The organism is Xanthomonas sp. CFBP 8152 (assembly GCF_014199025.1).
Classification (GTDB): Bacteria; Pseudomonadota; Gammaproteobacteria; order Xanthomonadales; family Xanthomonadaceae; genus Xanthomonas; species Xanthomonas arboricola_B.
Genome location: NZ_JACHNO010000001.1, coordinates 1742140 through 1768947, shown reverse-complemented (window position 1 = coordinate 1768947; position 26808 = coordinate 1742140). Strand labels below are relative to the sequence as shown.

Sequence of the window (26808 nt, the reverse complement as noted above, 5' to 3'; positions counted from 1 at the left end):
CTGCTCGTCAGTAAAACGTTTCTTCACGTCCAATCTCCTCGGGGTAGGGAATTGGACTCCAAACTGAGGCGCTACTCAAAATTGGGTGGACGTCGCGCACGCAACCGTGTTTGCTGCGATCTGCATCGCGTTGGAAGCCGGCGTGATGTTGGGCGCGTTTTACGCCCTCACAGGGCGCATCTGGGTTTCGATCGGCGCACATATTGCATGGAATTTTACCCAGGGCTACGTGTTTGGCGCTGCGGTGTCCGGCACGGCGCTTGGGCCGGCACTTGCACGGAGCACGCCCAATACCGCAATGCCAGAATGGCTCACCGGTGGTGCGTTCGGCCCGGAAGCCTCGCTTCCCGGCATGTTGATCTGCCTTGCAGTCGGGATCACGACGGTCTGGCTGGCCTGGCGCCGGGGTCAGTTCGCCAGGCAATGAAGACCGCAAGCATGACGGCGCGACGATAGCGCGCGCACATACGGCCAAGTTTCAGCAGCCAAGCACTTCGGCTTTCCCAGCTCGTTGCAACGGGACACGGCATAAGGTTTGTCACGATTTTCCTTGCGTGCCCAGCAGTGCGAAACGACGGAGCGAGCAGCCGCACCAATGCCTACGCTAAAAAGGGTTCCGCTCTTCAGCGGGGCTTTTTTCTCGAGATTTCCAGCCATTCCCTGGCCAGCCGCGCAGTGTCGAGTCACCTCTATACCAGCCCGTGAATAGCTCTCCATGTCGGCCGCCGAATGGAGCGCCCTGGCCTGCGGACGGGTCAAGCGCGCGCCTTCCTGGCTCGCAGCTCGTATGAGCTGCCGTATCAACTCGGTAAGCTTGCCGGTCAAGTGATGCTTATCAATTTTGCGTGCCGACTCACGGATGACATCAGGCGGCACAGGCGCGCGACGAGCCAGCGGCATGTTGCTCTTGCCGCCCCGACTGATATCCCACTCCAATGTGATTCGGCCAGATACAAGAAGAATCTGCCGGTAATATCCCTCGCACGCGAATTTCATGTTGACCTGTTTACAGTCTTCCTCGGTAACAGGTCGCCCCCCATCTACACCAAAGTCAACTTCCAAACTGGAGTGGTTATGAAGCTAGGTATCTTGTCGGCTCTTGCGCTTTCACTTGCTGCGTGCACGGGCACTCCCGTCACCAAGGAACATAAAATCGACGATGGCGGTCTGCCCAGTGCGGAGGTCAAAGCCTTTGAGCGTGCTCAAACACAGTATCAGTACAAAGATGCACGCATTGAGTGGGATGCTACGAACTGTGCGGTTTATGAAGGCACGGCTCCCAATGGTCGGCGTCAGCAGCAGCCGTTGACCAAGGACAATGGCGAGCGAATCTGCAGTAAACCTTGACAGTTATGTATGAGTTGCCCGACGCGCATCTGGCTAGTGCGGATAGCAGTTCCAGGGCCAGGTTAATGCAGGAAGCGCATAGGGGTGGAGGCGATCACCTCGTCGTCCACCCAGCCGTTGATCTTCACCATGCGCGCCTGCAGTGGCTCCAGCTCGTCGGCAGCCCAACCGGCGGCGGCTTCGCGGATCGACCCGAAGCCGCCGGCGTTGTGCGACACGTTACCCATGAGCTGCGGTGGGATGCGCAGAAATGGCAAGACAACGGCTTGGACGTCCTGGCCGACAATGGCAACGACATGCTTGGCGTCGGCCGCAAGATCAATCTGGGAAACGTGCGTACCAGACGCGTGCCCGAAGGCCACAGCGATCGCGTCGCGCGCACGCAGCGTGCCCCTCCTGAAGTTTTACTCGCATGCTCCTGTCAGCCTCCCGTAAAATTGATCCATCCATAACTAGAGGTCTCCGGGCACACTAGCCCCCAAGGAGACCAACGATGCGCAAGAGCAAGTTCACCGAGAGCCAGATTGTCGCCACGCTGAAGCAGGTCGAGGGCGGTCGGCAGGTCAAGGATGTGTGCCGTGAGCTGGGTATTTCCGATGCGACGTACTACGTCTGGAAGTCCAAGTACGGCGGCATGGAGGCTGCTGACGTGCAGCGCCTTCGCGACCTGGAGACCGAGCACAGCAAGCTCAAACGCATGTACGCCGAGCTCGCCATGGAAAACCATGCACTGAAGGATGTCATCGCAAAAAAGCTGTAGACCCGGCGCACAAACGCCCGCTTCTTGCCTGGCTCATCGAGCAGCATGGCTTGAGCGAGCGCCGGGCCTGTGTGGTCGTTGGCGTGGCTCGCTCGACAGCGCGCTATCGGCGTCGTCCCGACCGGGATGAGGAGGTCGTTGCGCTGTTGTCCGAATTGGCCGAGCGTTTTCCTGAGCGTGGTTTTGGAAAGCTCTTTCAGATCATCCGCCGTCGCGGACATGTGTGGAATCACAAGAGGGTCTGGCGCGTGTACTGCTTGATGAAACTCAATCAACGTCGCCGCAGCAGGCGCCGGGTCCCGACCCGTTATCCACAACCGCTGACATGCGGAGCACGCCCCAATGCTGGATGGTCGATCGACTTCATGTCCGACGCGCTGTGGGATGGTCGGCGTTTCCGCACGTTCAATGTCATCGACGATTTCAGCCGGGAAGCCTTGGCGATCGAAGTGGACTTGAATCTTCCGGCCGCCCGCGTCATCCGCACCTTGGAACGCATCGCAGCCTGGCGCGGCTATCCCGCCAAGCTTCGTTTAGACAACGGACCGGAGTTTGTCGCGCTGGCCTTGGCCGAGTGGGCCGAGCGCAAAGGCATCGCATTGGATTTCATTGAGCCGGGACGGCCGATGCAAAACGGTTTCATCGAACGCTTCAACGGCAGCTACCGGCGCGGCGTGCTGGACATGCATCTCTTCCGCACGCTGAGCGAGGTTCGCGAGCAGACCGAACACTGGCTGGCCGACTACAACCAGCAGATCCCGCACGACAGCCTGGGCGGGCTAACGCCCGCCGAGTTCCGTGAGCAACATCAACCGCAGACCTCTAGTTTTAGCTGGCACTGAATTGCGGGGAGTCGACACTCCCAGCATCCCTTTCCCCCAAAAGCTGAAAAGAGCTTAATTCATTCCTTCGTCGGCGCGCAGCGGGACCATATGGGTCGGAGCCCAGGTATTGGGGTCACTGCGCTCTGGCAGACATTGGTAAGATCCAGCCGATCCTGAGTCATCGGCCAAGCCTGTTGTCAGTGCCTGCTGATGGCCGAAAGCCGTCATGACTTCAATAGGCGAGCAGCTGGATTGTCTTCCGCTGCTCCGGCTTGGAAGTACCCAATCACGCTCGCCACCGACCGGTGTTCGGTCATCGCCATCACAGCCGGTAGCGGCACACCTTGCTTGCCGGCCTCGGTCACGAAGCCGGAGCGCAAGCTGTGCGCCCCAAAGTTCCCGTCCAAGCCCGCCAACCGAGCCCGGCGCTTCACGATGGTAGCCACTGAGCCGGGGAGCAGGGCAGGGCCGACCCGTCCCTTCCAGATCCGCCGGAAGATCGCCCCCTCATTGATTTGCGCGGCCTGCAGCCACGTAGCGAGTGCCTCGGCGCTGCGTCCAAGGATCGGCTTGTCCGGCGTCGAATCCACCGTGACTCCCGCCTGCTGGGTCTTTGAGAACTCCAGCCGATAGATGTAGCCGCTGTCGCCAGTCCTCCGCAGATCCCGCATGTCAGCAGCGGCGATCTCGCTGCGCCGGCGGCCGCCACTGGCAAACCCAAAGCAGAGGAGGGCGCGGTCACGGATGCCCTCAAGGCTGCTGTCACAAGTTGCCAACATAGCCTCGAGCTCGGTTCGCGTGATCGCAGTCTTTTTAGTCGGGCGCTCGCCGCGCTTTACCGCTGCCCGGCGTCCCCGGCTCAACAGCATGCGCACACTGGGCAGCTCGCACGGGTTGTGGAGACGCTTGAGCCGATGCGCCGTGGACAGGACCGCGACCCGTTGGATGACCGTCGAGAGCTTCAAAGGACCAATCTTGGCCTTAAGACCTGCAGCAACAAGGGCCTGGTCAATGCCTGGCGGCAGCTCCGAAACCAGACCCGACTTGCCTCTGCGCTGGATGTGGTCGACCAGGAACTGGATTACGGCAGTCTCACTGGCCGGCAGCGCCAGCTCAATGCCGAAACGCGCTTGGTGCCATCCAGCCCAGTAGCGCAACGCGGTCGCGTAGCTGCGGGTGGTGTTTGCGGCTGCGGCTTCGGCGAGCAGCTCGCGGACCGCGTCGGCAGCCCTTTGAGCGAGTTGCTCGGGCAACACCAAGCTCGAGGTAGTCGGAGTTGCAGCTGGAAAGGTGGAATTTTTCTTCATAGTACGTAATGTACGATATGAAATAGGGCGCGTACTAGCGATAATCATCACTTATCGTGAGTACGTCAACTGCGGGGCAGGGCGCCAGTACGGGAGGCAATTCCAATGGGCAGAGGCATCACAGAATCCGACGTGCACGACGCTGCTGATGCACTTGTTGCAGATGGCGAACGACCTACGGTTGAGCGTATCCGCGCCTATCTGGGTACAGGGTCACCAAACACAGTTGTGCGCTGGCTGGAGACTTGGTGGCAAGGTTTGGGGCCTCGCTTGGCAACGGACCGTCAGGTCCGGATCACAACGGCCAACATGCCTGAAGCCGTCGCGGCCCTGGCAGGGCAGTGGTGGACATTGGCGCTGGACCACGCCCGAGTGCAGGCCGATGAAGCAATGGCTTCTGATCGTGCATCCCTCTTAGACGCCCGAGAAACGTTGGAGCGAGACCGGCACGCTATGCAGGCCGAGCTTGCCCGGCTAGAAAGCGTAACCCACGCTGCTCAGCAAGCCGAACAACTCGCCGCCGCACGGACGTCCGAGTTGGAGCGCTTTGTCGAGCAGCTGCAGCGTCAGCTGGCCGAACTTAGCCAGCAGCGTGACGCTTCAGCTTTACGCGCCCTCGGCGCAGAAAGCGCCAATGAAATGTTACGGGCCCAACTCCAGGAGTTGCAGGATGCAGCGCGTGCCGAGCGCGACACCTTGACCCAGCATATGCGCGCCACTGAAGACCGGGCACATGCGGAGATCGATCATGCGCGTCAGGAATCCAAGCAGGCCAAGCAGCAGCTAGCTGCCAGCCAGCGAGAAGCAGCGCTGGATAAGCGCCGACTTGAGGAAGCGCTAGAACACGCGCAAGGCGATGTTTCAGAGCTCCGCCAAAGCGTGACGATTCAGCAGGCACGCGCCGATGCACTTGAGGCACAACTCGTCAAATTGAATGATCTGCCGGCAGCACTCGAAGCAGCGTGGCAGCAACATGTGGGACGGAGTCCACCCAAGCGCCCAAAAACCGAACGGTCTAAGCGAGATCGCAGTAAGACGGTTACCTGATGCCCAGTAAGCGCCGTGCCGCGTTACCTAGGACCACATCTAGTGGTTTGTGCAGTCAAATGCGGCGCGCCATTAAGGCGTAGGTCGCCAATACCACGTGCCAGTGACCAAAGCGGCGGGGCGTACAATCGCCCCTGGAACGAGAGAAGGGCTAAGCGTTACGCTAAGAATTCCTTAGCTTTGGTGAGCAATCACATGACCCTGCCTGACGAGCGCACTCGTAACCTGCTTCAAGCCGGAGCGTTTCTCAAGGAACTCGCCGGCAACCAAGCCGTCCCCAAGTCTGTGCGCCAGGAAGCCTATCGGCTGTTGCGTCACTACCCAACACTCAGTGATGTTGAAGCCATCGCCCAGCATGAGGAGCGATTGCGGGACCTTACCCAATCGTCGTTTGTGCGGCCTTACTTGACCTCGCAGTTCGAGCATGACTGGTTCCGCAGTTACCCCAAAGGTCCTCACCGGATTTGAGCGATGTACATGTCCTTACAGGCAATCACCTGCAGTGTCAGCGTCACGGGGGCGTCTAGAGCAACGAATGCCTGGATAAGCAACTGGCTCAATGCCCGCGCTGGCCCCACCGACTTCGGCCGCGAAGGCTAATCGCCACCAAGACGATGCGGTCGATACATGGGGCCCTGTCGTCGAATTTGGGGCAGCTTGTTGGTAGCGCCACGAGAACGAGGCGATTTGTTGGCCGCTTATCGACGTTGGGGCATTTGTTGGGGCCAGTTGGGGCATATGCTGGCTGCCAGTGGGGCGATTTATTGTCGGCAAACAATGCTGCGAGTTCCGTTTCGCGAGGGGAACGGTTGGGCAGGCAAGATTTGATCCAGAGCCAGATCCAGCGGAGCCGCGCCCGAGCTGCCCCAAGAGCTGATTTCGCATAATGTATATTATGTCAGAACCAGCCTAAGGGCCAGCTACCTCACAGCCCCATTGTCTTCCTGCAGCTCCCGTTTGAACGGCACATCCGGTGGCGGTCTGGCTGTTGCCGGCTGATCGTTGAGGTTTGGGTCGCTCAGGCCGCAGCCGCCGCCGAACTGCAGCAGCGACACCACACAACTGATCTTGGTGGTCGTGCCCGGGATCGGGATCTCGATCTTCTTCAGGCCGCGCCGTACCCATTCCTGCAGCAGCGACTGGTTCGGCATCCAGTATTTGTCCAGCGAGGTCGGCGTGTAGCCGTACGGCGGACGCTTGAGCCAGGTGCCGCCCTGGGCGATCTGGTCGCGGGTCCAGGTGTCCGTTTCGCTGCCTGGCGGTCCGCGGTCGCCGGCGCCGTTGCCGGCATCGCCGGCTCCGGCGGCGACGTGAACGCTGCCGTCTGCGTTGAACATGCCGTTGCGCGCTCCATTGGCGCCTGTGGTTTCGCCGCTGCGATGACGGTCGGATTTGCTCCAATCGTCTGCATTGGACGCAACATCCCAGCCGCCCCTGCGGTCTGCCGGTGCCGGGCCGGCATTGCTGGCCGCCGACCTGGCTGCGGATGCGGCTGCCGCCGTGGTGCTGCTGGGTTGCGCCGATCGCGTCGAATTCGCCTGTGCCTGATTGGGCTGCGTGGAGGCCGCTGATGGTTGCGTTGCTGCAGCTACCGACGTCGACGGCGTCGGCGCTGGAGTCGCCGGCGTCTGCTGGGCTGACGCGGCCGGTGCCGGCTTGGGTGCCGGATCCGGTACGTTTGGCAACTCAGCCGTTCGAATGGCCACGTCAGGCATGCGCACCGTCGGTGTGATCTCGCGGCTGCGCACCGATGGCGCAACGACCTGGGGCCGGTCCGGTACGACGATTTCCCGCTCGCGCACCGTCGGTGCGTTGGCAGCGCGCATCGCGACGGTTGCTGCGGGACGCTGCAATTCGCGCAGTTGCGGCTGCTCGGTCACGGTCTGGATGTCGCGCTGGCGCACCTCGATCTGCGGCGCCACCGGCTCGACCGGACGCGGAGCCGCCGTAATCGTCGGCGGTGGCGGTACGACGAAGTCGTTCGTAGCCACCGGTGTTTCGGTGACCTGCAGCGGCGATTCGATCGTGACCGGCGGCACCTGCACGGTGACGCGTGGTACCTCCGGCGCCACCGGTTCGCTGGCAGCGGCGGCCACTGGTTCCGGCGCAATGTCCTGGGCCTGGGGAGCGCTTGAAGAAGGATTGACGGACTCGACAGGCGCAGGCTCCGGCGGCGCGGCGCTCGATGCGTTTGGCCTGCCGGTCGCAGCGGATGCACCGGACGACGGCGCCGAAGCCGCATCGTCCGAGGCGGCCTGCGCAGCGTCAGCGGGCTGCCCTTGCCCACCGCCCTGCTCTGCCGCACCGTCGCCGATGAAGGTCATGCGCACCCGCGATTCGTCGCCGGTCTTGGTGTCATCCGGCGCCCAGCGCACCGTGACGACCCAGATCAGCAGTGCGATGAAGCCAAGGTGGATCAACAGGCTGCCGAGCAGCGCCAGCCAGTGTTGCGGTCGCTGGTCTTTCGGCCGCGGCTCCCAGTGCTGCCACCACAGGCTGCGAAATGCCTGGAACGGCGACAACAGCAACGCCATGCCAGCACCTGCAGGCGGCGCTGACCGTGCCAGCAGCACGCCCATCACCTGGTCATCGTCGAACGCAGCCGCCGGCCCGATGCGGCTGCTCATCCAGGTTGCCCAGCCGTAAGGCAGACCGGTACGCCGATCCAGGATGAGCTTGCCTGGCATGCGCGCGCGCAGTGCCTGCAGCAGATCGGCGGCCGTGGTCACCGGTGGCGCGGAATCAGGCCGCGCTGTCGCGCGGGATATACGGCGCGTCGCCGGTGGCGTGGTCGGTCGCGTCGCGCACCGCAATCACGCCGGGCACGCGCCCCATCAGGGTCTTCTCGATGCCCTGCTTCAAGGTCACATCGGCCATGCCGCAGCCATGGCAACCGCCACCGAAGCGCAGCAGCACGACCCCCTCTGCCGAGACCTCCTGCACTGCCACACGGCCTCCATGCGATGCCAGTTGCGGGTTGATCTCGTTCTCCACCACCCAGCGCACGCGCTCCACCATCGATGCGGAATCGGCCGGCGCTTCGCCCTTGATCTTGGGCGCCTTGATGGTGAGCTGCTGGTTGCCGGTGGACTGGGTGACGTAGTCGATCTCGGCGCCATCCACCCAGGGCACGCTGGCGGCGACGATATACAAGGTGAAGCCGTCGCAGTCGATCGCCCACTCGTCGCCGCTCAGATCCGCCGGTTCGGCGAATTCCAGCCGGGCGTCGGCACGCGGGGTGCCCGCATCCACTGCGCTCAGGCGCACGCCCATGCCAGGCACGCCTTCGCGTTCGATGAGCTTGCGGAAATAGCTTTGCGCTTTGTCGGATATCTGGATCATGCGGGTTATTCTACCGCTCAATGCGCCTGCGCTCATGGAACACCGTGATCCTGAGTGAACGCGCCGTCCGCCACCCCTGCGAGACCGTCATGACCGATCTGATTCCCCTGGAGCACGCCCATTGCCTGCCGCGCAAGGGCAGCGACCACAAGCTCGGCGACGCACGCCTGGCTGAATTGCTGCCGCAGGTGCCGGGCTGGGAGCTGGCCGAAGTGGGCACGGCAATTACCCGCACATTCCGCTTTGCCGACTATTACCGCACGCTGGCCTTCGTCAATGCGCTGGCCTGGATCGCCCACCGCGAGGACCACCACCCCGACCTGGGCGTACATTACGACCGCGTGGTGGTGCGCTATTCCACCCACGACGTCGGCGGATTGAGCGAAAACGACTTCATCTGTGCCGCCAAGGCCGCCCAGCTTTACGATCAAGGAGCCACCCCATGACCCTGTCTCGCGCTGCCCTCGCCGGCCTGTTCATTGCCGTCGGCATCAGCGGATGTGGCAAGTCGTCGCAGCAGCCTGCCGCACCGGCGGTGGCACCGACCGAACTGGCCGCCTTGAAGACCCCGCCGCCGGAATACTCGCCGCAGCTGGCCTGTGCCGGCATCGGCGGCACCTCCGTGCTTCGGGTTGTGGTCGGTGTCGAAGGCACCCCGACCGAGGTCTCGGTATCGCAAAGCAGCGGTCAGCCGGTGCTGGACGAAGCAGCGCAAAAACGCGTGCACGAGTGGAAATTCCGAGCCGCCACGCGCAATGGCCAGGCAGTGCCGCAGACGATCCAGGTGCCGGTCGCGTTCAAGCCGCCGGTGCCGCGCCCGGACGAATGCTTCGCCATCGAAGAGCGTGCGCGTCGGGGCGGATAAGAGCGGCTAACAAAATGTAGCGAGCGGTCGTCAGCCGGGTGCGGACAGCGCACAGGAGCCGGAATGCACGAGTGGTACACGCCGTTCCGAGCACCGGCCGCGCCAACTGACGGCGTCGCGGTAGTTTTTAAGCCGCTCTAAGCCGCCTCCGACGCATTGCGCGAAGAGCGGCCGCGGCAACTCGCCGGCGCGCAGCGCTGGGCGCGACGAACAGCCCGCATCAATTCCAGGTACCAGTGTGCTCGGTGGTGGCAGCGTGCACTTGCCGTGGTTGTCGCGCCAGATACCACGCGTTCGTCATCCACCCATGGCCATCCTGCAGCCGCAGTGTGGTGATGCACAGAGTGCGCAGCAGCAGTCGCCACGCTCCCTGCCGGGTAGGTTCTATTCCACGAGGTCGTGCGTCACATGCTCGAAGTGTCATCCCACAATGTCTGGACCGCATTTGCGGTCACGCTGGCCGCTGGCCTGGCGACCGGACTCGGCAGTCTGATGGTCGTGTTCTCCAAGAAGCCCAACCCGCGCCTGCTGGCGTTCGGGCTGGCATTCGCGGGCGGCGCGATGGTGTACGTGTCGCTGTCGGAGATTCTCAACAAGTCGATCGCCTCGTTTTCCATCGCCTACAACGACAAGCTCGGCTTCACCTTCGGCACGCTGGCGTTTCTGGCCGGCATGCTGTTGATCATGGTGATCGACCGCCTGGTGCCCAACCCGCACCAGAGCCTGTCCAGCGACGATCCGCTGTTCCGCGACGACAACCGTGCCTATATCCGCCGGGTCGGCCTGATGACTGCCATCGCCATCACCGCGCACAACTTCCCCGAGGGCCTGGCGACCTTCTTCGCCACACTGGAAAGCCCCGCAGTCGGCATGCCGCTCGCGTTCGCCATCGCCATCCACAACATTCCCGAGGGCATCGCCATTGCGGTGCCGGTGTACTTCGCCACGCGCAACAAGTTCTATGCCTTCGGCGCCAGCCTGCTCAGTGGACTGGCCGAGCCGATCGGCGCCGGCATCGGCTACCTGGCCTTGTCCAGCGTGCTGTCCGAAGCGGTGTTCGGCACGGTCTTCGGCCTGATTTCCGGGGTGATGGTGTTCCTGGCGCTGGACGAGTTGTTGCCGGCGGCCAAGCGCTACGCGCAGGGCCACGAGACGGTCTATGGCCTGGTGGCCGGCATGGGCACGCTGGCGATCAGCCTGGTGTTGTTCCGCTTCGCCACGCCGTAGCGCCCGGCCGAGCCGCGGCCGCCGACACGACGACGCCAGCACCGCCCGGGTACGCCGGCAACGTCCTGGCGGCTTCAATCGGAATGGAAGCGTCGCCGCAGCGCAACGGCGGCCTTAGCGCCCCAGCCGGTCCAATGCCTCGGCCAGCTCCGGCGCCAGCGGTGCGCTCAGCACATAGGGCGTCTTGCCGGCATCCAGCGTGAATTCCAGCGAAGCGGCGTGCAGGAACAGGCGCTTCAGGCCGAGCTGGTCGCGCAGGCGCTTATTGACCTCCGCTTCGCCATACTTGTCGTCGCCAGCCACCGGGTGCCCCAGGTGCTGGGCGTGCACGCGGATCTGGTGGGTGCGGCCGGTTTCGATGCGGACTTCGCAATAGGAGTGCCCGCCGCGTCGCTCCAGCAGCTTGAAGTGGCTCAGCGAGGGCTTGCCGATCGCATTGACCTGCACATGCCGCTCGCCGCCCTGGCGCAGCCCGATATGCAGCGGCGCATCGACCGTCATTACGCCGTCCGGCATGCGGCCGACCAGCAGGGTCAGATAGCGCTTGGTGATGCCGCGACCGTCGACACGGTCGTCCTCCCGCATCAAGGCCTGCAGTTCGGTCAGCGCCGAACGCTTCTTCGCCACGATCAGCAGGCCGGAGGTATCGCGGTCGAGCCGGTGCACCAGTTCCAGGGTCTGGTTCGGTCGCAGGGCGCGCAGGGTTTCGATGGCGCCGAAGCTGATCCCGCTGCCGCCATGGCTGGCGACCCCGGACGGTTTGTTGAGCGCCAGCAGGCGCGCGTCTTCGAACACGATCGCCGCTTCCAGCCGCGCCAGGAACGACGACGGTGGCGCCGCCTTGTCGCCCTCTTCGGCAACGCGCACCGGCGGAATCCGCACTTCCTCGCCGCCCTCGAGCTTGCGCTCGGCCTTGGCCCGCCCGCCATTCACCCGCACCTGGCCGCTGCGCACCAGCTTGTAGATCAGGCTGCGCGGCGCGCCCTTGAGCTGACCGAGCAGGAAATTGTCCAGCCGCTGCCCAGCACGGTCTTCCGGAACTTTGAGAATGCGCACACCCACACGGTCGGTGGGCGGCTTGGGGGGCTGGTGGTCGGTCATCCGGCTCTTTATTCTGTTACACTCGGCGAGCGAGATAAGGGTTTGATTTCGTTGGAAGTTGATTGGCCAGAAGCCTGCCTTCCGATGATTCCGGCACAGTGCGCGACCACCGCCCCCGGGGCGGCCATGTTAGCGGCTCACCGGCCTACCCGGCCATCGCCGGCGGTTTCCAACCGTCGCGCTGAACATGTCCCGTGCGCTGCCCCGGTCCGTCCGGACGCGGCTGCCGGCCCTGAAACACCTATAAAACTTAAGACAAGCGCTCCCGCGGCCTGCCGTGGTGTTGTAGCGCTGGAAACCCTGGTCAGGCCTGTCCGCGCGTTGCGCGAAGGGCCGACAAGCTGTTCCAGAGGCGAAACGTCACGGCGTTCCGCGCGGTAGAGCGCGAGAGGAACGCAACAATGAAGCGAATGCTGATCAACGCAACGCAGGCCGAAGAGCTGCGCGTGGCGATTGTGGACGGCCAGACCCTGTACGACATCGACATCGAACAGCCGTCCAAGGAACAAAAGAAGTCCAACATCTACAAGGGCCGTATCACCCGGCTCGAGCCCTCCCTGGAGGCGGCGTTCGTGGACTATGGCGCCGAGCGCCATGGCTTCCTGCCGCTGAAGGAAATCTCCCGCGATTATTTCCAGGCTGGCGTCGACCACAACAAGTCGACCATCCGCGAGCTACTGCGCGAGGGTCAGGAAATCGTGGTGCAGGTCGACAAGGAAGAACGTGGCAACAAGGGCGCCGCCCTTACCACGTTCATCTCGCTGGCCGGCCGCTACATGGTGCTGATGCCCAATTCGCCCAGCGCCGGTGGCGTCTCGCGCCGGATCGAAGGCGAGGACCGTGCCGCGCTGAAGGAAGCGCTGGACAAGCTCGACATCCCCGACGACATGGGAGTGATCATCCGCACCGCCGGTGTCGGCCGTGACGCCGAAGAACTGCAGTGGGATCTGGACTATCTGCTGCAGACCTGGAAGGCGATCGCCGAGGCGGCGCTGAGCAAGCCGGCCGCGTTCCTGATCTACCAGGAATCGCGCCTGATCATCCGCGCCCTGCGCGACTACCTGCGCGCCGACATCGGCGAAATCCTGGTCGATACGCCGGAGCTGTATGCCGACGCCCAGGAGTTCATGCAGCAGGTGATGCCGCAGAGCCTGCGCAAGCTCAAGCACTACACCGACGACATCCCGCTGTTCAACCGCTTCCAGATCGAATCGCAGATCGAAGGCGCCTACGAGCGCAACGTGCGTCTGCCCTCTGGCGGCTCGATCGTGGTCGACCAGACCGAAGCGCTGACCGCCGTGGACGTGAACTCCTCGCGCGCCACCAAGGGCAGCGACATCGAAGAAACCGCCTTCCAGACCAATCTGGAAGCGGCCGAGGAAGTGGCCCGCCAGTTGCGCCTGCGCGACCTGGGTGGTCTGGTGGTGATCGACTTCATCGACATGGCCTCGACCAAGCACCAGCGCGAAGTCGAAAACAAGCTGCAGAACGCGCTCAAGTACGACCGCGCACGCGTGCAGCTGGGCCGCATCTCGCGCTTCGGCCTGATGGAAATGAGCCGCCAGCGTCTGCGTCCGAGCCTGGGCGAATCCAGCCAGATCGTGTGTCCGCGTTGCGACGGCCATGGCCGCATGCGCAGCGTCGAGTCGCTGTCGCTGTCGATCATCCGCGTGGCCGAAGAGCACGCCATGAAGGAAAACACCGGACAGGTGCTGGTCCAGGCCCCGGTGGAGATCGCCAACTATCTGCTCAACGAAAAGCGCAGCGCGCTGCGTGAGATCGAACAGCGCCACGAGTCGCCGATCATCATCGTCGCCGACGAACAGCTGCACACCCCGCACTACGAAGTCACGCGTCTGCGTGAGAACGAGCTGGGCGAAGACAGCGGCAAGCCGAGCTACCAGCGCGGCACCCCGCGCAAGTTGCCGGTGCACGCGCTGACCAAGGCACAGTTGAACATCCCCGCTGCGCCGGCAGTGACCTCGATCAAGCCGAGCCAGCCGGCTCCGCTGCGGGAAGAGGCCCCTGCCCCGGTCGCCGCAGCAGCACCTGCACCGGCTCCGGTCGCGCCACTGCCGCTTCCCGCGCCGGTGACCGGCGTGGTCGGCTGGCTGAAGCGCATCTTCGGTGGCGTCGAGCCGGTTGCGCCTGCGCCCGAGTCGACCCAGCGTCCGCGTCAGAACGATGCCGGCCGCAGCAACCGCAACGAGCGTAGCGATCGCGGCGGCCAGCGTCGCGACGGCCGTGATGCCCGCAATGGTGGCAACGGCGGCAATCAGCACCGCGGCAATGGCGGCAACGGCAATGGCGCCAACAAGGAGCGTCGTGACGAGCGTCGCCAGCCGGCCAATGGGCAGGCTGCGCAAAACGGCGGTCAGGCGCAGCAGGTGCAGGTGCCCAAGCCGCCGCGCAGCGAGGCACAGCAACAAGCCAAGCAGCCGCAGCAGGCCCAGCAGCAGAAGCAGAAGCCGCAGAACCAGCCACCGCGCCCGCCGCGTGCAGCTGCCCAGCCGCAGGACGGCGCGCCGTCCGAGCGGCAGCAGCGCCCTGCGCGTCAGGACGAAGGCACTGCCTCGGCGCAGACGCTGACGTCCACCGCTGCAACCGCAACGACTGCAACCGTGGTCGCGACGATTGCCGACACCGCAGCACCGGCAACGCAGGCTGCGGCAGCTGCGGTCACTCCGGCGCACCCGGTCGAGGTCATCGTGACCGAGTCGCAGGCCGATCGCGGCACCGACGCAAATGCTGAGGGCCAGGCACCGGAGGCCGCAGGCGATGATGCGGCAAATGGCGAAGGCGGCAGCCGTCGTCGTCGCGGTCGTCGCGGTGGCCGTCGTCGCCGTCGCGGCGCTGGCGCAAACGGTGAAGGCGGGACTGGCGTCGATGGTCTGGAGACGGACGATCTGGACGGCGATGCCGAGAGCGATCTCGATGGCGACAACGAGAGCGACGATGCCGGTGCGCAAGCCCACACGTCGGCTGCCCCGCGCGCCGGTCAACCGGAGTTCGACTTCGACGACGACGCGAGCACGCCGGCGGTATCGGCACGCGCCAAGCCGGAATCCAACACCCCGGCCGCAGTGAAGCCGCGCCCGGTGCCGAAGGAACGGGCGGAAGCGCCGCTGGCGGCCGACACGGCGTCGACCACGGCGCCGGTTTCCAATGCCACCCCGTCGTTCGAGCAGCAGGCTGCGACTCCGGCAGTCACCGCAGTCGAGCAGGCACGTGGCGATGCATCACCGGCGGCTTCTTCGGCACCAGTTGCAACCACCGCATCGGCCAGCACCACGGCGCCAGCTGCATCGGCAGCGGCTGCGCAGGCTTCTGCCGCTGCGCCGACGGCTTCGCAAGCGCCTCAGGCTCCGGATGTTGCGCAGCAATCGGCCACCTCGCCGGCTCAGGCGCCGGTTGCCGCTGCGACTCCATCCGCTGCCTCTACACCGGTTGCCGCCTCGGCTCCGGTCGCAACGCCAGCCGCGGCTCCTGCAGCTCGGCCGGTCGAGCGTGCTGCTCCTTCGGCCGTGCGTTCGCCCGAGCCGGCTGTGCAGTCGACGCCGGTGCCGTCGGCATCTGCCGACATTGCAGCGCCTGCAATTGCTCGGCAGGAACAGGCAGCACCGGTTGCCACCGCGGCGGCAACGCGAGCTGATACGGTGAAAACCGACGCAGCGCCGGCAGCTGTCAGTGTGCCCAAGCCGCTCGCTGCTGCGCCTTCCAGCGCGCAGGCGGACGTCGTGACATCCAAGCCGCCGCATGCCGAGCCGTCAGCGCCGGCAAGCCCGGCAGCCGATGTTGCTGCGACGTCCACCACCACGGTGCCGCAGACCTCGCCGTCTGCCAACGCTGCGCCGGCGCGCGAGCCCTACGCTCCGGTGCAGACCACGCTGCTTGACGCCTTCGCTCCGGCCGACGCAACAGCAGCGACTACGGCTGCGACACCGCCGCAGGCCGAAGCGCCGGTGCCGTACAAGGCGCCCGAGCGGCCGGCAGCGGTCGCGCCCGCGCTGTCTGCAGACGCCAACGAGCAGACTGCCGACAAGCCGAAGCAGACGGTCGTCGTATCCGAGGCAACGAAGCCGGCAGATGCAGCGCGCAGTGGCGATGACGCGCAGGAGCAGCAGGACGACATCAACAAGCCGCGTGGCGATCACTGATCGTTTCCCAGCCGGTTGAACCCGCCTGAGTGAATACAGGCGGGTAGTGTCAAACAAGGCGGCCTTCGGGCCGCCTTGTTTTTGTGTGCGGCAGTGTCATGCCGCTACTGGATGACCAGGTTCTGACTGCTGCATCTGCAAGATCGAACCCGAGGGCGTGGCTTACAAGGTACGCGCCGGATCGGTCAGGCCGTACTGATTGGCCAGACGCGCCAATGCAATGTTGTCCTGGATGCCGACCTTCTCGAACAGTCGCGCCTTGTGCGTGTTGATGGTCTTGGCACTGAGGTTCAGGCGCTTGGCGATGTCTTCCTGGCGCAGGCCCTGGGTCAGCAACAGCGCGACCTCCAGCTCGCGCGGCGATAGCGCGTCGAAGGGCGAGCTGCCCCCTTCCAGGTTGGACAGGGCCAGATTCTGCGCAATGGTGTTGCCGAGATAGCGCCGGCCCAGTGCGACTTCGCGTACTGCACGTAGCAGTTCCTGCGCATCGCCGCCCTTGCCGACATACCCCGATGCACCGGCTTCGAGCAGGCGCTTGGGCAATGGGCCATCTTCCAGCACCGACACGATGATGACGCGGGTGCCGTAATCGCCTTTGACGATGCGCTCGGTGATCTCCAGACCGCTGACACCGGGCAGGTGCAGATCGCACAGCACGATCTCGGGCTTGAGCTGACGAATTTGCGGCAAGGCCGCCTCCCCGCTCTCCGCTTCTCCCACCACATCGATGTCCACTTCCTTGGACAGGATCATCTTCATGCCGGTACGCACGAGTGCATGATCGTCGATCAGAAAAACTCTGATGGTCATCCTTGTTGTCCTCGCTGTGCGGCTGGCTGGTGCAGCCTATCTCCGTGAATAATTCAGGGCAAGCTCGATGCAACGTATTACGTCTGAGTCAGAGCGCGAAAGCACCCTGCTGCCACGTGTCGTGGTAGGCATTGGATGCGCTATCGCGGCATGACCGGATGATGCGAGCGCTCCAGATACGCGAACATCGGGCAATTCACGCGCGCTCGGTCAGATTTTTCCTGCTTCGGTACTGGGCGCGCCGTCCACCAACGGCCGCAATTGCGCATCCAGTGCAACGCGTTCGTCGAACACGAAGCAGCGGCCGTCGTAGCCTTCGCCGCCGACTTCTTCGAAATAGCCGAGGATGCCGCCCTCGAGCTGCAGCACGTTGTCCATGCCGTCGGCCTGCATCCATAGCGCAGCTTTCTCGCAACGAATGCCTCCGGTGCAGAAGCTCACCACGGTGGCGTCGGCCAACGCCGCGCGATGTGCTTCCAGCGCAGCCGGCAAGTCGGTGAACTTGTCGATCGGCAGCGTCAACGCGCCCTGGAACGTGCCGTACGCCACTTCCTGGGCATTGCGCGTGTCCAGCAGCACCAGCGGGCGGCCACGATCGTCGTGCCCTGCCCGTATCCATTCGCGCAGCGTGGCAGGCGTCACCGCCGGCGCACGGCTCTGCAGCGGCGAGGCATCGTCGCGGCGAAAGCTGATGATCTCCGGCTTGACCTTCACCTTGAGCCGCGCGAACGGCTGCAGCGCGCTCAGGCTGTACTTGACGCGCATCTGCGCAAAGCGCGCATCGGCCTGCAGCCACGCATAGAAGGCGTCGATCTGCTCGGCTTCGCCGGCCAGAAACAGGTTGATCCCCTCTTCGGCCACCAGCACCGATCCTTTTAAGGCTTGCTGCCCGGCGTGTGCCAGGACGCTGTCGGCGAGCGACTGCGGGTCCTGGATGGTGACGAATTGGTAGGCAGCGGTATTGGTGATCATGCGGCCATTTTAAGCCGATGCGGCCGCAGGTGCGATCAGCCGCGCAACAGCAGGAACGGCAACAGGACCAGCGAGGCGACAACCAGCATGCCGACCAACGTGGCGATCACGAACAGCGGCCGCTTGCGCAGCAGCGCGCCGAAGGTTTCGGCCGTGCCGGCAGCGAGCGCATCCCGGTGTTGCGCTCGCGCGAGGGCGCCACGCCGGGCCTGATACGCGTCCATCAGCGCCTTGGCGCGCGGGTAATCGGCATCGTCGCTGAGCCAGATACCGCCGGCGGAGATGCCCCAGTTGCTGGGCCGGGTTTCGTAGATCTGCACCAGATGCTCGCGCATCAGCGCCCGCACCTCGTCGGCTTCGTCATCGGGAACATTGCGCAGATTGAGCAGCAGCTTGGCCATGGGCGCGATGATACCGGGAGCCAGGTGCGATAATGGCGCACTCTCTTTGCTGGACCACCCCATGCGCCTTCTGTTGACGCTTTGTGCTGCCCTGCTGCTCGCGGGCTGTGCGCCTGCCCTGCCGCCGTCCGGCGGCACCATCGCCACGTTCGAGCGAATCGACCGCAAGGTCGGCACCGGTGCCGAAGCCACAGCGGGCGCGATGGTCACCGTGCACTACACCGGCTGGCTGTACGACGAAAAAGCCGCCGACAAGCACGGCAAGAAGTTCGACAGCTCGCTCGACCGCGCCGAGCCGTTCCAGTTCGTGCTGGGCGGCCATCAGGTGATCCGCGGCTGGGACGAAGGCGTGGCCGGCATGCGCGTGGGCGGCAAGCGCAGCTTGATGATTCCGCCCGCGTACGGCTATGGCGACAATGGCGCAGGCGGGGTGATCCCGCCCGGCGCATCGCTGGTGTTCGATGTGGAATTGCTCGGCGTGCAGCCGCGCTGAAGGTCTGAGCAATGACGGATGCGAGCAAGCGGCGGCTGGCCGTCATCGGTGGTGGGCCGGCCGGGCTGATGGCGGCAGAGGCGGCATGTGCGGCGGGCCTTGCGGTCGACCTGTACGAAGCCAAGGGTTCGGTGGGGCGCAAGTTCCTGATCGCCGGCAAGGGTGGCTTGAACCTCACCCACTCCGATCCGATGCCGTTGTTTGCGCAGCGCTATCGCGAGCGCAGCGAGGCCGTCGCATCGTGGCTGCAGCAGTTCGATGCGGACGCGCTGCGCGCCTGGGCGCGCGATCTGGGCGTGGAGACCTATGTCGGCAGCTCGGGGCGCGTGTTCCCGATGGATCGCAAGGCCGCGCCGCTGCTGCGCGGCTGGGTGCGCCGACTCAAGGAACAAGGCGTCGCGTTTCATGTGCAGCATCGCTGGCTTGGCTGGGGCGATGACGGTGCGCTGCGTTTCCATTCGCCCACCGGTGATGTCGAACGCACCGCAGATGCCGTGGTGCTGGCGCTCGGTGGCGGCAGCTGGCCGCAGCTCGGCTCCGATGGTCTCTGGCAAGGCGTGCTGCAGGAACGCGGCATTGCGGTGGCGCCGCTGGTGCCGGCCAACTGCGGCTTCGACATCGCCTGGAGCACGCATTTTGTGCAGCGGCATGCCGGTGCGCCGCTCAAGCCCGTGGTCGCGCACTGGCAGGATGGCAGCGGCACACCGCAGCAGTTGCAGGGCGAGTGCGTTGCGACGTCCACCGGCATCGAGGGCAGCCTGATCTATGCGCTGGCTGCGGATCTGCGCGCGCAGATCGATGCCGATGGCGTCGCAGAGCTTGGCCTGGACCTGCTTCCGGGACGCTCGCTGGAACGCGTCAGCGCCGAACTGGAAAAACCGCGCAAGGGACGCAGTTTCAGCGAGCATCTGCGCCGGCAGGTGGGTATCGACGGCGTCAAGGCCGCCTTGCTCTACGAACATCTCGGCAAACAGGCGGGCAGCGATCTCGCGCTGCTGGCGCGTACGCTCAAACGCTTGCCGTTACGCCTGTTGCGGGCGCGACCGCTTGCCGAGGCGATCAGCTCGGCCGGTGGCGTGCAGCTGGAGGCGCTGGATGCGCAGCTGATGGCGCGCTCCCAGCCTGGCGTGTTCTGCGCCGGCGAGATGCTCGACTGGGAAGCGCCGACCGGCGGCTATCTGCTGACCGCCTGCTTCGCCAGCGGATTACGCGCCGCGCATGGCGCGGTGCAGTGGTTGCAGCAGAACGGCCGCGCTACAGACGATCGCTGACCGCCTCGCGCGGCCACACCGATTTGACGTCGTAAATCACCGCACCCGGTTTGCCCAGGGCTGCGATGCGCCGGGTGTCGTAGTCGCGGTACTGCGCATGCGCGACTGCCAGCACAACGGCGTCATACGCGCCTTCGTCCGCAACCTCGCACAACTGCACGCCGGCATGATGCAGCGCTTCTGCAGGGTCGGCCCACGGGTCGCAGGTGTCGACCTGCACGCCCGCGGCTTGCAGCAGCTGCACCAGCTCCAGCGCTCGGCTGTTGCGCAGGTCCGGGCAGTTCTCCTTGAAGGTGGCGCCCAGCACCAGCACCCTGGCCTGCGCGAGCACCACACCACGCGTGGCCAGCATGCCGCAGACGCGCTCGGCCACGTGCCGGCCGACGCGATTGTTGACCTGGCGCGCGGTGTGGATCAGGTCCGGGTGATAGCCCACGCTTTCGGACTTGTGCATCAGGTAATACGGATCCACCCCGATGCAGTGACCACCGACCAGGCCGGGACGGAACGGCAGGAAATTCCACTTGGTTCCTGCAGCCTCCAGCACATCCAGCGTGTCGATGCGCAGCTTGTCGAAGATCAAGGCCAGCTCGTTGACCAGCGCGATATTGACGTCGCGCTGGATGTTTTCCACCACCTTGGCGGCCTCGGCCACGCGCATCGACGGCGCCCGCCAGGTGCCGGCGGTGATGATGCTGGTGTACAACGCGTCGACCGCATCGGCGGCTTCTGCGGTGGAGCCTGACGTGATCTTGCGGATATCGCGCAGACGCCGCTGGCGGTCACCCGGATTGACACGCTCGGGGCTGTAGCCACAGAAAAAGTCGTCGTTGAAACGCAGCCCCGATGCGGCTTCGAGCAAGGGCACGCAGACTTCTTCGGTGGTGCCCGGATAGACGGTGGATTCGTAGATCACCAGGTCGCCGGGCTTGAGCGCAGCGGCGATCAGCGTGGTGGCACCGCGCAGCGGTTCCAGGTCGGGCTGCTCGAAGCTGTCGATCGGCGTCGGCACGGTGACGATGAAGATGCTGCATGTAGCCAGGTCCGCAGCGTTCGCGGTGTAGCGCAACCGGGTGGCGGCAGCCAGCTCGGTGTCGTCCAGCTCCAGCGTGGCGTCGTGGCCGTCGCACAGTTGCCCGACCCGCTGCGCATCGATGTCAAAGCCCCACGTATCGCGTTGCTCGCCGAATGCAACGGCCAGCGGTAAGCCGACATAGCCCAACCCAATCACGGCGATGCGGGCCTGCAGCGGAGCGAGTAGCGTGGTGCGGGACATGCGGCTTCCTTCAATCGTGCGCAGCCGGTTGCTGCGCGCCTGCGCGGTGGGAGCATAGCGCAGGCAGCCATTCGGCCATCAGTGCGGCAGGCCTGCGACGCAGCGATTCACAATCGGTGCGTAATCAGGCACGCTATCGCAATGCCCGGGTGGCGAAACTGGTAGACGCAAGGGACTTAAAATCCCTCAGCTGCAAGGCTATGCGGGTTCGATTCCCGCCCCGGGCACGTTCTGATTTGATCCGTGCGAGTTCACACACGCCACTGGCGCCGACGTGTTGGTTGATGTAATTCAGCAGCTGGCCCGGAAAGTTGAGGACGTCAGTGTCTAGCATGCAAAGCGATCAGCCCAACGATGGCATGCAGCCGGCTCTACTGAACAAGAACGCGTCTCCACCTGGTAATCCAGACCTCGACGCGATAGAAGCGTTACGTACGCGTTGGCAGTACTCCCTGCCCTGCACGGACGGCGGCACAGTGGCCGTGCAGGTCCTGGCGTTCGAACTTGAGCAGTTTTCGCTCCAGGCCTTCGACACCTGCAACATCGTCTGTCCTGACACGATTACCCGCAGCGTTCGCAAACGCCAAGCCGAGTATTTCTTTGGTCGACTGGCTGCGCGACAGGCTCTGCAACATCAGGCACTGGTCAGCATCAGCACGCATACCGAAATCGCTACTGGCAGCTCGCGTGAACCGATATGGCCGGCACAGGTGATCGGCAGCATCTCGCATACCCATCGCCTGGCAGCGGCGGCCGTTGAGCCACTCGGCAGATGGCGCGGTATCGGCATCGATCTGGAGCACGTGGTCAGCACTGATGCGTGTGAAGCGTTGTTGAGCATTGTTGTGGACGGCTCGGAGCTAACGCTGTTGCATTCAATCTGCGCGTCCACCGATTGGTCACTGGAGATGTTGCTGACAATTGCATTCTCTGCCAAGGAAAGTTTGTTCAAGGCAAGTTTTTTGGCAGTAGGCCGCTACTTCGATTTCTCGAGCGCGTACTTGGTGGCGATGGATCCCTCTATCGGTGTGGTTCGTCTTCGGCTCAGCGAGCAGCTATGCCCGGATCTGCCGAGCGGATCTATATGCGATATCGGTTTTGGTTTCGTTGATCCGCAGACGGTGATCACCTGGCGCGTCTGGTGATTCGTGCCGCACAGCCTTGAGTCACTAGTACGTAAACAGAGTAGGCCTCCAAATCTGACGCAACAAAAAAGGGCCGTTAGGCCCTTGTAAGTGAATAACCGAATTTTTTTGGATTCCGTTGTTCTGATTTGGAGCGGGAAACGAGACTCGAACTCGCGACCTCAACCTTGGCAAGGTTGCGCTCTACCAACTGAGCTATTCCCGCGTGGAGCAAAATTGTACAGCTTGTTACTTCGTTGCGCCAGTCCTGTCGTCGTTGCCGACGCATCAAACAACGCATGCAATGTGGAGGCCTGGGCCGGAATTGAACCGGCGTACGCGGATTTGCAGTCCGCTGCATAACCACTCTACCACCAGGCCGAAACATCAAACCCAAGGCATCCTGCCTGGAAACAACGAGACCTCCGGCAAGGGGCCTTGTCTACATCTGGAGCGGGAAACGAGACTCGAACTCGCGACCTCAACCTTGGCAAGGTTGCGCTCTACCAACTGAGCTATTCCCGCTTGGGAGGCGAAATTCTACAGCGAACAGCATCGCTGTCAACTATTGCTTTCGACTTTTTTCGGTTTGCTGGTGATCGCGGCTTTTTCGTCGGCGCGCAGGCTCGGCCAGGCGGCCTGCAGGTACTGGAATCCGGACCACAGCGTCAGCAATGCGGCGATCGCCAGCGTCCAGTAACCGGCGCGGAAGATCAGGTTGCCGAACCAGATTTGGTGTGTGGGCATCTGCCCCGGCGTCACCGAATACAGCAGGCAGAGCAGCGCGACCATCTGTGCGGTGGTCTTGACCTTGCCGATCACCGCCACCCGTACCTTGGCACGCTGGCCGATTTCGGCCATCCATTCCCGCAACGCCGACACTGCGATTTCGCGGCCGACGATGACCGCCGCCCAGAACGCCATCCACGGTGTGGGGTGGCCCTGTACGATCAGGAACAATGCCACTGCAACCATCAACTTGTCGGCCACCGGGTCCAGGAATGCGCCGAAGGCCGAATACTGGTGATAACGCCGCGCGACCCAGCCGTCCAGCCAGTCGGTAATGGCGGCCAGCGCGAACACACCGGCGGAGGCGAAATTGGTCCAGGTGTACGGCAGGTAGAACACCACGACCAACACCGGGATCATCACGATCCTCAGCAGTGTCAGCCACGTGGGGATGGTCAACTTCATTACGGACTCGACTCGCCTGCCGCATCGGGAAGCGCCAGCCCGTGCAGGTTAGCGTAGATTCGCGCGGCAAGTGCGGCATTGACGCCCTCCACCCGCGCAATCTCGGCCTCGCCGGCGGCCTTGAGCCCGACCAGGCCACCGAAATGCTTGAGCAGGCTCGCGCGTCGGCGCGGGCCGATGCCGGGGATATCCTCGAGCTTGCTGGTCATGCGCGCCTTCTGGCGGCGCCCGCGGTGACCGGTGATCGCAAAGCGGTGCGCTTCGTCGCGCACCTGCTGGATGAACTGCAGTGCCGGCGATGCCGCGCCCGGGCGCAGTTCGCGGCCGTCGGCCATGATCAGCGCCTCGTGCCCTGCCCTGCGCTCCTCGCCCTTGGCCACGCCGACCAGCAGCACATTCTCGATGCCCAGATCTGCTAGCGCGCCCTTTGCCTGGGCCAGCTGACCGGCGCCGCCGTCGATCAGCAGCACATCCGGCAGCACGCCGTTTTCTTCCACCGCGCGTCGAAAACGTCGTTCGATGGCCTGGCGCATCGCAGCGTAGTCGTCTCCCGGCGTGATCCCGGAAATATTGAAGCGTCGGTATTGGCCGCGCACCGGCCCGTTGGCATCGAACACCACGCACGAGGCCACCGTCGCCTCGCCCATGGTGTGGCTGATGTCGAAGCACTCCACCCGCCTGACCTGCTCTGCCAGCCCTAGCATCTCGCGCAATGCCTCGCTGCGTGCGTGCTGCGCGCTCTGGCTGGTGAGTTCGGTGACCAGGGTCAGCTGTGCATTGCGGGTCGCCAGCAGCAGATAGCCGGCACGCTCGCCGCGCACGTTCCACTTCAACGTCACCTTGTATTCGGCGGCGGTGCCGAGTGCGGCTTCAATCAGCTCGGCATCGGGAATTTCCCGATCGAGCAGGATCTCGCGCGGCGGCGAATGTTCTGCGTAGTACTGCGACACGAACGCAGCCAGGATTTCGGCAGCGCTGTCTTCGCCATTGGTCTTGGGAAAGAACGAGCGCGTGCCCAGGTTGCGGCCGTCGCGGAAACTCAGCAGCAGCACACAGGCCTGACTGGCTTGCGTGGCGCAGGCCAGCACGTCCAGATCCGCCGCGCGGCCGTCCACGTACTGGCGGTTCTGCATGCTGCGCAGCGAGGACAGCAGATCGCGCAGGCGTGCGGCACGCTCGAATTCCAGCGCCTCGCTGGCCTGCTGCATCGACTGCATGATCTCTTCGCCGAGCTGGTCGCTCTTGCCTTCCAGAAACATGGTGGCGCGGCGTACCGATTCGGCGTAGTCGGGCGCGGCGACCAGCTCCACGCAGGGCGCGCTGCAGCGGCCGATCTGGTACTGCAGGCACGGCCGCGAGCGGTTGCGGAACACGCTGTCTTCGCAACTGCGCAGCTTGAACAGCTTGTGCATCAGGCTCAGCGTTTCGCGCACGCCGGTAACGCCGGTGTACGGGCCGAAGTAGCGCCCCTGCACGGCGCGCGGACCACGGTGCAAGGCGATGCGCGGCCACTGCTCGCGCGTCAGCAGCACGTAGGGATAACTCTTGTCGTCGCGCAGCGACACGTTGTAGCGCGGCGACAGCGACTTGATCAGCTGGTTTTCCAGCAGCAGCGCTTCGGCTTCGCTGCGGGTCACGGTGACGTCCATCCGCGCGACTTGCGACAGCATCGAGGTCAGACGCGCATTCTTCGGTGTGCCGTTGAAATAGCTGCCCACGCGCTTGCGCAGCGCACCGGCCTTGCCGACATACAGCAGGGTGTCGTCGCCCGCGTACATGCGGTAGACGCCGGGCGCGGTGCTCAATTGCGCAGCAAACGCCTTTCCATCGAAATCGGATTGGAGCCTTGCGTTCATGCTTCTATCGAAACATCGCGCAGTTCGCCGCTCGCCAGGTCATAGCGCAGCACGGCATGGGCATCGGTCTCGGCAATCCACACCGCACCGGCGGCGACCGCCAGCCCGGCCGGGCCATGCAGGCGACGTGGCAGCGCGACCGTGGTCAGTTCGCCGCCGCCCAGACGCAGGCAGCGCAGGCGGCCGTTGCCGGTGTCGGCAATCCACAGCACCGGCGACTCGGCAGCCAGCGCGATGGCTTGCGGAAACTGCAGGCGCGCAGTGCCGCGCGGGCCGTCCTCGTCGCCGAACTGCCAGGTGCCCTGGCCGCCGACCAGGGTCTGTACCAGATCGCCGCGCAATTGCATGGTGCGGATCGACGAGCCCAGGCCATCGCAGATGTAGGCCACCTGCTGCACCGCTGCCAATCCGGCCGGCTGCGCGAACGCGGCCAGATGCCCGCTGCCGTCGCGAATCTCGAGCGCGCCGGTACCGGCGAGCGCGCTCAGTGCGGCGCTGCCCAGGTGATAGCTCCAGATGCGGTTGTCGCCTGCCATGGCGATCAACACCTGATTGTCGGCAACGGCCAGGCCTTGCGGGTAGTTCAACGCCGAGGCGCCGGCGAATGCCAGCGACCCCTCGACCGGCTCGCCGGAACGACCGGTGCCGCACAAGGTATCGACCTGCCCGCTGCGCAGGTTGATGCGGCGCAGGGCATGATTGCCGGTGTCGGCGACATACAGCTGGTCGCGCTCCAGCGCCAGGCCTTGCGGGCGGCGGAACGCCGCTTCACCGACGCCACCATCGATGAAGTCCGCGTTGCCATGGCCGAACTGGCGCAGCACGCGGCCGCCATGCGTGCATTCGAGCACGCGGTGATGTCCGGTGTCGGCGATGTACAGACGGTCCTCGGTGGCGGCAAGACCGGTTGGAAACCGTAGTTCCAGGCGCGGCTCGGGATCGCGCTCGACCACCGCCTGGAGATCGGCATCCGATGGCGGCTGCTGGCCTTCGCACAGTGCGACCAGCGCCTTGTCGAGATCGCCGGTCACCCCGACCAGACGCTGACGTTCACGGCCATAGGCATCGAGCAGCACCAGCGTGGGCCAGGATTCGACGCCGAAACGACGCCAGCTCTCCCAATCCCTGTCGAGCAAAATGGGCGCACTGACACCATGACCGCGGAGCTGCTTGAGCGCACGTTGCGGCTCGCGTTCGCTGTCAAAGCGCGGCACCTGCACCACGATCACCTGCAGCCGGCCGGGGCTGCGTGCCTGCCAATGCGCCAGCTCGGCCAGGCGCTCGGCGCACCACACCGAGCTGGCGTTGACGAATGCCAGCACCAGCGCCCGCCCGCGATGCTCCTGCAGGGTGGAAGGCCTGGCATTGAGCCAGGTAGGAAATTCCGGCAATTCCTGGGTGAGCTGGGCAGTCATGGCGTAATTATGCCCAAGC

The 26808-nt window shown here is 64.5% G+C and carries 23 protein-coding genes, 4 tRNA genes, 1 other RNA gene and 3 pseudogenes; 14 read left to right on the top strand and 17 right to left on the bottom strand.

Translation table 11 applies throughout. The features are described 5' to 3' along the window. Nucleotides 1-97: 97 nt before the first annotated feature. Nucleotides 98-427 (top strand): annotated as a pseudogene (locus FHT09_RS07545) (CPBP family glutamic-type intramembrane protease); the annotation flags it as partial. Here the strand turns inward: FHT09_RS07545 and FHT09_RS20435 are convergent. After that, nucleotides 409-996, bottom strand: a complete 588-nt coding sequence (locus FHT09_RS20435; protein WP_146096427.1) for a hypothetical protein — start codon at nucleotides 994-996, stop codon at nucleotides 409-411. The pseudogene FHT09_RS07545 and the gene FHT09_RS20435 sit on opposite strands and share 19 nt — an antisense overlap. 78 nt (nucleotides 997-1074) lie before the next feature. On the opposite strand from FHT09_RS20435, the gene FHT09_RS07535 reads away from it, so the two are divergent. Next, complete coding sequence (locus FHT09_RS07535; RefSeq protein ID WP_146096428.1) at nucleotides 1075-1347, top strand: hypothetical protein; 273 nt, start codon at nucleotides 1075-1077, stop codon at nucleotides 1345-1347. A gap of 62 nt (nucleotides 1348-1409) precedes the next feature. Here the strand turns inward: FHT09_RS07535 and FHT09_RS07530 are convergent. Continuing rightward, a pseudogene (locus FHT09_RS07530) lies at nucleotides 1410-1595 on the bottom strand (Presumed portal vertex protein); the annotation flags it as partial. Nucleotides 1596-1598: 3 nt separating this feature from the next. Between FHT09_RS07530 and FHT09_RS07525 the strand changes: the two are divergent. Together FHT09_RS07525 and FHT09_RS07520 are read left to right on the top strand one after the other, a co-directional pair. After that, nucleotides 1599-1799 (top strand): annotated as a pseudogene (locus FHT09_RS07525) (hypothetical protein); the annotation flags it as partial. 41 nt (nucleotides 1800-1840) lie between these two features. Beyond that, nucleotides 1841-2949 (top strand): IS3 family transposase gene (locus FHT09_RS07520; protein WP_104604618.1). Its coding sequence is split into 2 segments (ribosomal slippage): nucleotides 1841-2102 and nucleotides 2102-2949, totalling 1110 coding nucleotides; the frame shifts between segments, so codons are not numbered across the junction. A gap of 206 nt (nucleotides 2950-3155) precedes the next feature. Here the strand turns inward: FHT09_RS07520 and FHT09_RS07515 are convergent. Next, nucleotides 3156-4238, bottom strand: coding sequence for a site-specific integrase (locus tag FHT09_RS07515; RefSeq protein WP_104604620.1), 1083 nt, complete (start codon nucleotides 4236-4238; stop codon nucleotides 3156-3158). A gap of 105 nt (nucleotides 4239-4343) precedes the next feature. On the opposite strand from FHT09_RS07515, the gene FHT09_RS07510 reads away from it, so the two are divergent. Beyond that, nucleotides 4344-5285, top strand: a complete 942-nt coding sequence (locus FHT09_RS07510; protein WP_104604622.1) for a DNA-binding protein — start codon at nucleotides 4344-4346, stop codon at nucleotides 5283-5285. Nucleotides 5286-5480: 195 nt separating this feature from the next. Then, entirely contained in the window at nucleotides 5481-5753 is a 273-nt protein-coding gene (locus FHT09_RS07505) for a BPSL0761 family protein (protein WP_104604624.1), read from the top strand. Nucleotides 5754-6205: 452 nt separating this feature from the next. Here the strand turns inward: FHT09_RS07505 and FHT09_RS07500 are convergent, their stop codons facing one another. After that, nucleotides 6206-8014, bottom strand: a complete 1809-nt coding sequence (locus tag FHT09_RS07500; protein WP_104604626.1) for a transmembrane repetitive protein — start codon at nucleotides 8012-8014, stop codon at nucleotides 6206-6208. A gap of 13 nt (nucleotides 8015-8027) precedes the next feature. Then, a complete protein-coding gene (locus FHT09_RS07495; protein ID WP_104537339.1) occupies nucleotides 8028-8627 on the bottom strand; it encodes an NfuA family Fe-S biogenesis protein in 600 nt (199 codons plus the stop codon). An 89-nt stretch (nucleotides 8628-8716) separates the two neighbouring features. Between FHT09_RS07495 and FHT09_RS07490 the strand changes: the two genes are divergently transcribed. Beyond that, on the top strand, nucleotides 8717-9073 hold the full coding sequence (locus tag FHT09_RS07490; protein ID WP_104537888.1) for a 4a-hydroxytetrahydrobiopterin dehydratase: 357 nt from the start codon (nucleotides 8717-8719) through the stop codon (nucleotides 9071-9073). After that, a complete protein-coding gene (locus tag FHT09_RS07485; protein ID WP_104604628.1) occupies nucleotides 9070-9492 on the top strand; it encodes an energy transducer TonB in 423 nt (140 codons plus the stop codon). Before FHT09_RS07490 ends, FHT09_RS07485 begins: the two co-directional genes overlap by 4 nt. A 4-nt stretch (nucleotides 9493-9496) precedes the next feature. Here FHT09_RS07485 and FHT09_RS07480 read toward each other — a convergent pair. After that, nucleotides 9497-9572: non-coding RNA, sX9 sRNA (locus FHT09_RS07480), on the bottom strand. Nucleotides 9573-9900: 328 nt separating this feature from the next. Here FHT09_RS07480 and zupT point away from each other — a divergent pair. Then, nucleotides 9901-10719 (top strand): zinc transporter ZupT, encoded by an 819-nt coding sequence (gene zupT / locus FHT09_RS07475; RefSeq protein ID WP_104537337.1) that lies wholly within the window; start codon nucleotides 9901-9903, stop codon nucleotides 10717-10719. A 114-nt stretch (nucleotides 10720-10833) separates the two neighbouring features. On the opposite strand, the gene FHT09_RS07470 is transcribed toward zupT, so the two are convergent. Further along, the gene (locus FHT09_RS07470; protein WP_104604630.1) at nucleotides 10834-11820 is read right to left on the bottom strand and encodes an RluA family pseudouridine synthase; all 987 of its coding nucleotides are present in this window, start codon (nucleotides 11818-11820) and stop codon (nucleotides 10834-10836) included. Between the two features lie 410 nt (nucleotides 11821-12230). Between FHT09_RS07470 and FHT09_RS07465 the strand changes: the two genes are divergently transcribed. Continuing rightward, nucleotides 12231-15977, top strand: a complete 3747-nt coding sequence (locus FHT09_RS07465) for an Rne/Rng family ribonuclease (RefSeq protein WP_104604632.1) — start codon at nucleotides 12231-12233, stop codon at nucleotides 15975-15977. A gap of 162 nt (nucleotides 15978-16139) precedes the next feature. On the opposite strand, the gene FHT09_RS07460 is transcribed toward FHT09_RS07465, so the two are convergent. The 3 genes from FHT09_RS07460 to FHT09_RS07450 form a co-directional block, all read right to left on the bottom strand. Next, nucleotides 16140-16787, bottom strand: a complete 648-nt coding sequence (locus FHT09_RS07460) for a response regulator (protein WP_016904564.1) — start codon at nucleotides 16785-16787, stop codon at nucleotides 16140-16142. A gap of 210 nt (nucleotides 16788-16997) precedes the next feature. After that, a complete protein-coding gene (locus FHT09_RS07455; RefSeq protein ID WP_104537334.1) occupies nucleotides 16998-17759 on the bottom strand; it encodes a sulfurtransferase in 762 nt (253 codons plus the stop codon). Between the two features lie 35 nt (nucleotides 17760-17794). Next, nucleotides 17795-18160 carry a DUF6164 family protein gene (locus tag FHT09_RS07450; RefSeq protein ID WP_104537333.1) on the bottom strand — a complete coding sequence of 122 codons (366 nt, stop codon included), beginning with the start codon at nucleotides 18158-18160 and terminating at the stop codon, nucleotides 17795-17797. 61 nt (nucleotides 18161-18221) lie between these two features. Here FHT09_RS07450 and FHT09_RS07445 point away from each other — a divergent pair, with 61 nt between their 5' ends. Further along, nucleotides 18222-18653 (top strand): FKBP-type peptidyl-prolyl cis-trans isomerase, encoded by a 432-nt coding sequence (locus tag FHT09_RS07445; RefSeq protein ID WP_104537332.1) that lies wholly within the window; start codon nucleotides 18222-18224, stop codon nucleotides 18651-18653. Nucleotides 18654-18664: 11 nt separating this feature from the next. Further along, complete coding sequence (locus FHT09_RS07440; RefSeq protein WP_104537331.1) at nucleotides 18665-19924, top strand: TIGR03862 family flavoprotein; 1260 nt, start codon at nucleotides 18665-18667, stop codon at nucleotides 19922-19924. Here the strand turns inward: FHT09_RS07440 and FHT09_RS07435 are convergent. Next, nucleotides 19908-21200 (bottom strand): nucleotide sugar dehydrogenase, encoded by a 1293-nt coding sequence (locus FHT09_RS07435; protein ID WP_104604634.1) that lies wholly within the window; start codon nucleotides 21198-21200, stop codon nucleotides 19908-19910. The genes FHT09_RS07440 and FHT09_RS07435 overlap by 17 nt on opposite strands. Before the next feature lie 143 nt (nucleotides 21201-21343). On the opposite strand from FHT09_RS07435, the gene FHT09_RS07430 reads away from it, so the two are divergent. Together FHT09_RS07430 and FHT09_RS07425 are read left to right on the top strand one after the other, a co-directional pair. After that, a tRNA-Leu gene (locus FHT09_RS07430) sits at nucleotides 21344-21427 on the top strand. Nucleotides 21428-21532: 105 nt separating this feature from the next. Beyond that, complete coding sequence (locus FHT09_RS07425) at nucleotides 21533-22345, top strand: 4'-phosphopantetheinyl transferase superfamily protein (protein ID WP_258077162.1); 813 nt, start codon at nucleotides 21533-21535, stop codon at nucleotides 22343-22345. A 129-nt stretch (nucleotides 22346-22474) separates the two neighbouring features. Here FHT09_RS07425 and FHT09_RS07420 read toward each other — a convergent pair. From FHT09_RS07420 to FHT09_RS07395, 6 genes are all read right to left on the bottom strand, one after another. Further along, a tRNA-Gly gene (locus FHT09_RS07420) sits at nucleotides 22475-22550 on the bottom strand. 81 nt (nucleotides 22551-22631) lie between these two features. Next, nucleotides 22632-22705 (bottom strand) — tRNA-Cys (locus FHT09_RS07415). A 68-nt stretch (nucleotides 22706-22773) separates the two neighbouring features. Next, nucleotides 22774-22849, bottom strand: a tRNA-Gly gene (locus FHT09_RS07410). 36 nt (nucleotides 22850-22885) lie between these two features. Beyond that, nucleotides 22886-23518: a CDP-diacylglycerol--glycerol-3-phosphate 3-phosphatidyltransferase gene (gene pgsA / locus FHT09_RS07405; protein ID WP_104537329.1), complete on the bottom strand. Its 633-nt coding sequence runs from the start codon at nucleotides 23516-23518 to the stop codon at nucleotides 22886-22888. Then, nucleotides 23518-25374: an excinuclease ABC subunit UvrC gene (gene uvrC, locus FHT09_RS07400; RefSeq protein ID WP_104537328.1), complete on the bottom strand. Its 1857-nt coding sequence runs from the start codon at nucleotides 25372-25374 to the stop codon at nucleotides 23518-23520. The genes pgsA and uvrC overlap by 1 nt, the downstream gene beginning before the upstream one ends. Continuing rightward, nucleotides 25371-26789: a hypothetical protein gene (locus FHT09_RS07395; protein WP_166774728.1), complete on the bottom strand. Its 1419-nt coding sequence runs from the start codon at nucleotides 26787-26789 to the stop codon at nucleotides 25371-25373. The genes uvrC and FHT09_RS07395 overlap by 4 nt, the downstream gene beginning before the upstream one ends. Between the last annotated feature and the right edge of the window lie 19 nt (nucleotides 26790-26808).

What these genes read in the sequence shown, in the direction of transcription:
- FHT09_RS20435 (WP_146096427.1), bottom strand. Translation starts at nt 996, where the DNA reads ATGAAATTCGCGTGCGAGGGATATTACCGGCAGATTCTTCTTGTATCT.
- FHT09_RS07535 (WP_146096428.1), top strand. Translation starts at nt 1,075, where the DNA reads ATGAAGCTAGGTATCTTGTCGGCTCTTGCGCTTTCACTTGCTGCGTGC.
- FHT09_RS07515 (WP_104604620.1), bottom strand. Translation starts at nt 4,238, where the DNA reads ATGAAGAAAAATTCCACCTTTCCAGCTGCAACTCCGACTACCTCGAGC.
- FHT09_RS07510 (WP_104604622.1), top strand. Translation starts at nt 4,344, where the DNA reads ATGGGCAGAGGCATCACAGAATCCGACGTGCACGACGCTGCTGATGCA.
- FHT09_RS07505 (WP_104604624.1), top strand. Translation starts at nt 5,481, where the DNA reads ATGACCCTGCCTGACGAGCGCACTCGTAACCTGCTTCAAGCCGGAGCG.
- FHT09_RS07495 (WP_104537339.1), bottom strand. Translation starts at nt 8,627, where the DNA reads ATGATCCAGATATCCGACAAAGCGCAAAGCTATTTCCGCAAGCTCATC.
- FHT09_RS07490 (WP_104537888.1), top strand. Translation starts at nt 8,717, where the DNA reads ATGACCGATCTGATTCCCCTGGAGCACGCCCATTGCCTGCCGCGCAAG.
- FHT09_RS07485 (WP_104604628.1), top strand. Translation starts at nt 9,070, where the DNA reads ATGACCCTGTCTCGCGCTGCCCTCGCCGGCCTGTTCATTGCCGTCGGC.
- zupT (WP_104537337.1), top strand. Translation starts at nt 9,901, where the DNA reads ATGCTCGAAGTGTCATCCCACAATGTCTGGACCGCATTTGCGGTCACG.
- FHT09_RS07470 (WP_104604630.1), bottom strand. Translation starts at nt 11,820, where the DNA reads ATGACCGACCACCAGCCCCCCAAGCCGCCCACCGACCGTGTGGGTGTG.
- FHT09_RS07465 (WP_104604632.1), top strand. Translation starts at nt 12,231, where the DNA reads ATGCTGATCAACGCAACGCAGGCCGAAGAGCTGCGCGTGGCGATTGTG.
- FHT09_RS07460 (WP_016904564.1), bottom strand. Translation starts at nt 16,787, where the DNA reads ATGACCATCAGAGTTTTTCTGATCGACGATCATGCACTCGTGCGTACC.
- FHT09_RS07455 (WP_104537334.1), bottom strand. Translation starts at nt 17,759, where the DNA reads ATGATCACCAATACCGCTGCCTACCAATTCGTCACCATCCAGGACCCG.
- FHT09_RS07450 (WP_104537333.1), bottom strand. Translation starts at nt 18,160, where the DNA reads ATGGCCAAGCTGCTGCTCAATCTGCGCAATGTTCCCGATGACGAAGCC.
- FHT09_RS07445 (WP_104537332.1), top strand. Translation starts at nt 18,222, where the DNA reads ATGCGCCTTCTGTTGACGCTTTGTGCTGCCCTGCTGCTCGCGGGCTGT.
- FHT09_RS07440 (WP_104537331.1), top strand. Translation starts at nt 18,665, where the DNA reads ATGACGGATGCGAGCAAGCGGCGGCTGGCCGTCATCGGTGGTGGGCCG.
- FHT09_RS07435 (WP_104604634.1), bottom strand. Translation starts at nt 21,200, where the DNA reads ATGTCCCGCACCACGCTACTCGCTCCGCTGCAGGCCCGCATCGCCGTG.
- FHT09_RS07425 (WP_258077162.1), top strand. Translation starts at nt 21,533, where the DNA reads ATGCAAAGCGATCAGCCCAACGATGGCATGCAGCCGGCTCTACTGAAC.
- pgsA (WP_104537329.1), bottom strand. Translation starts at nt 23,518, where the DNA reads ATGAAGTTGACCATCCCCACGTGGCTGACACTGCTGAGGATCGTGATG.
- uvrC (WP_104537328.1), bottom strand. Translation starts at nt 25,374, where the DNA reads ATGAACGCAAGGCTCCAATCCGATTTCGATGGAAAGGCGTTTGCTGCG.
- FHT09_RS07395 (WP_166774728.1), bottom strand. Translation starts at nt 26,789, where the DNA reads ATGACTGCCCAGCTCACCCAGGAATTGCCGGAATTTCCTACCTGGCTC.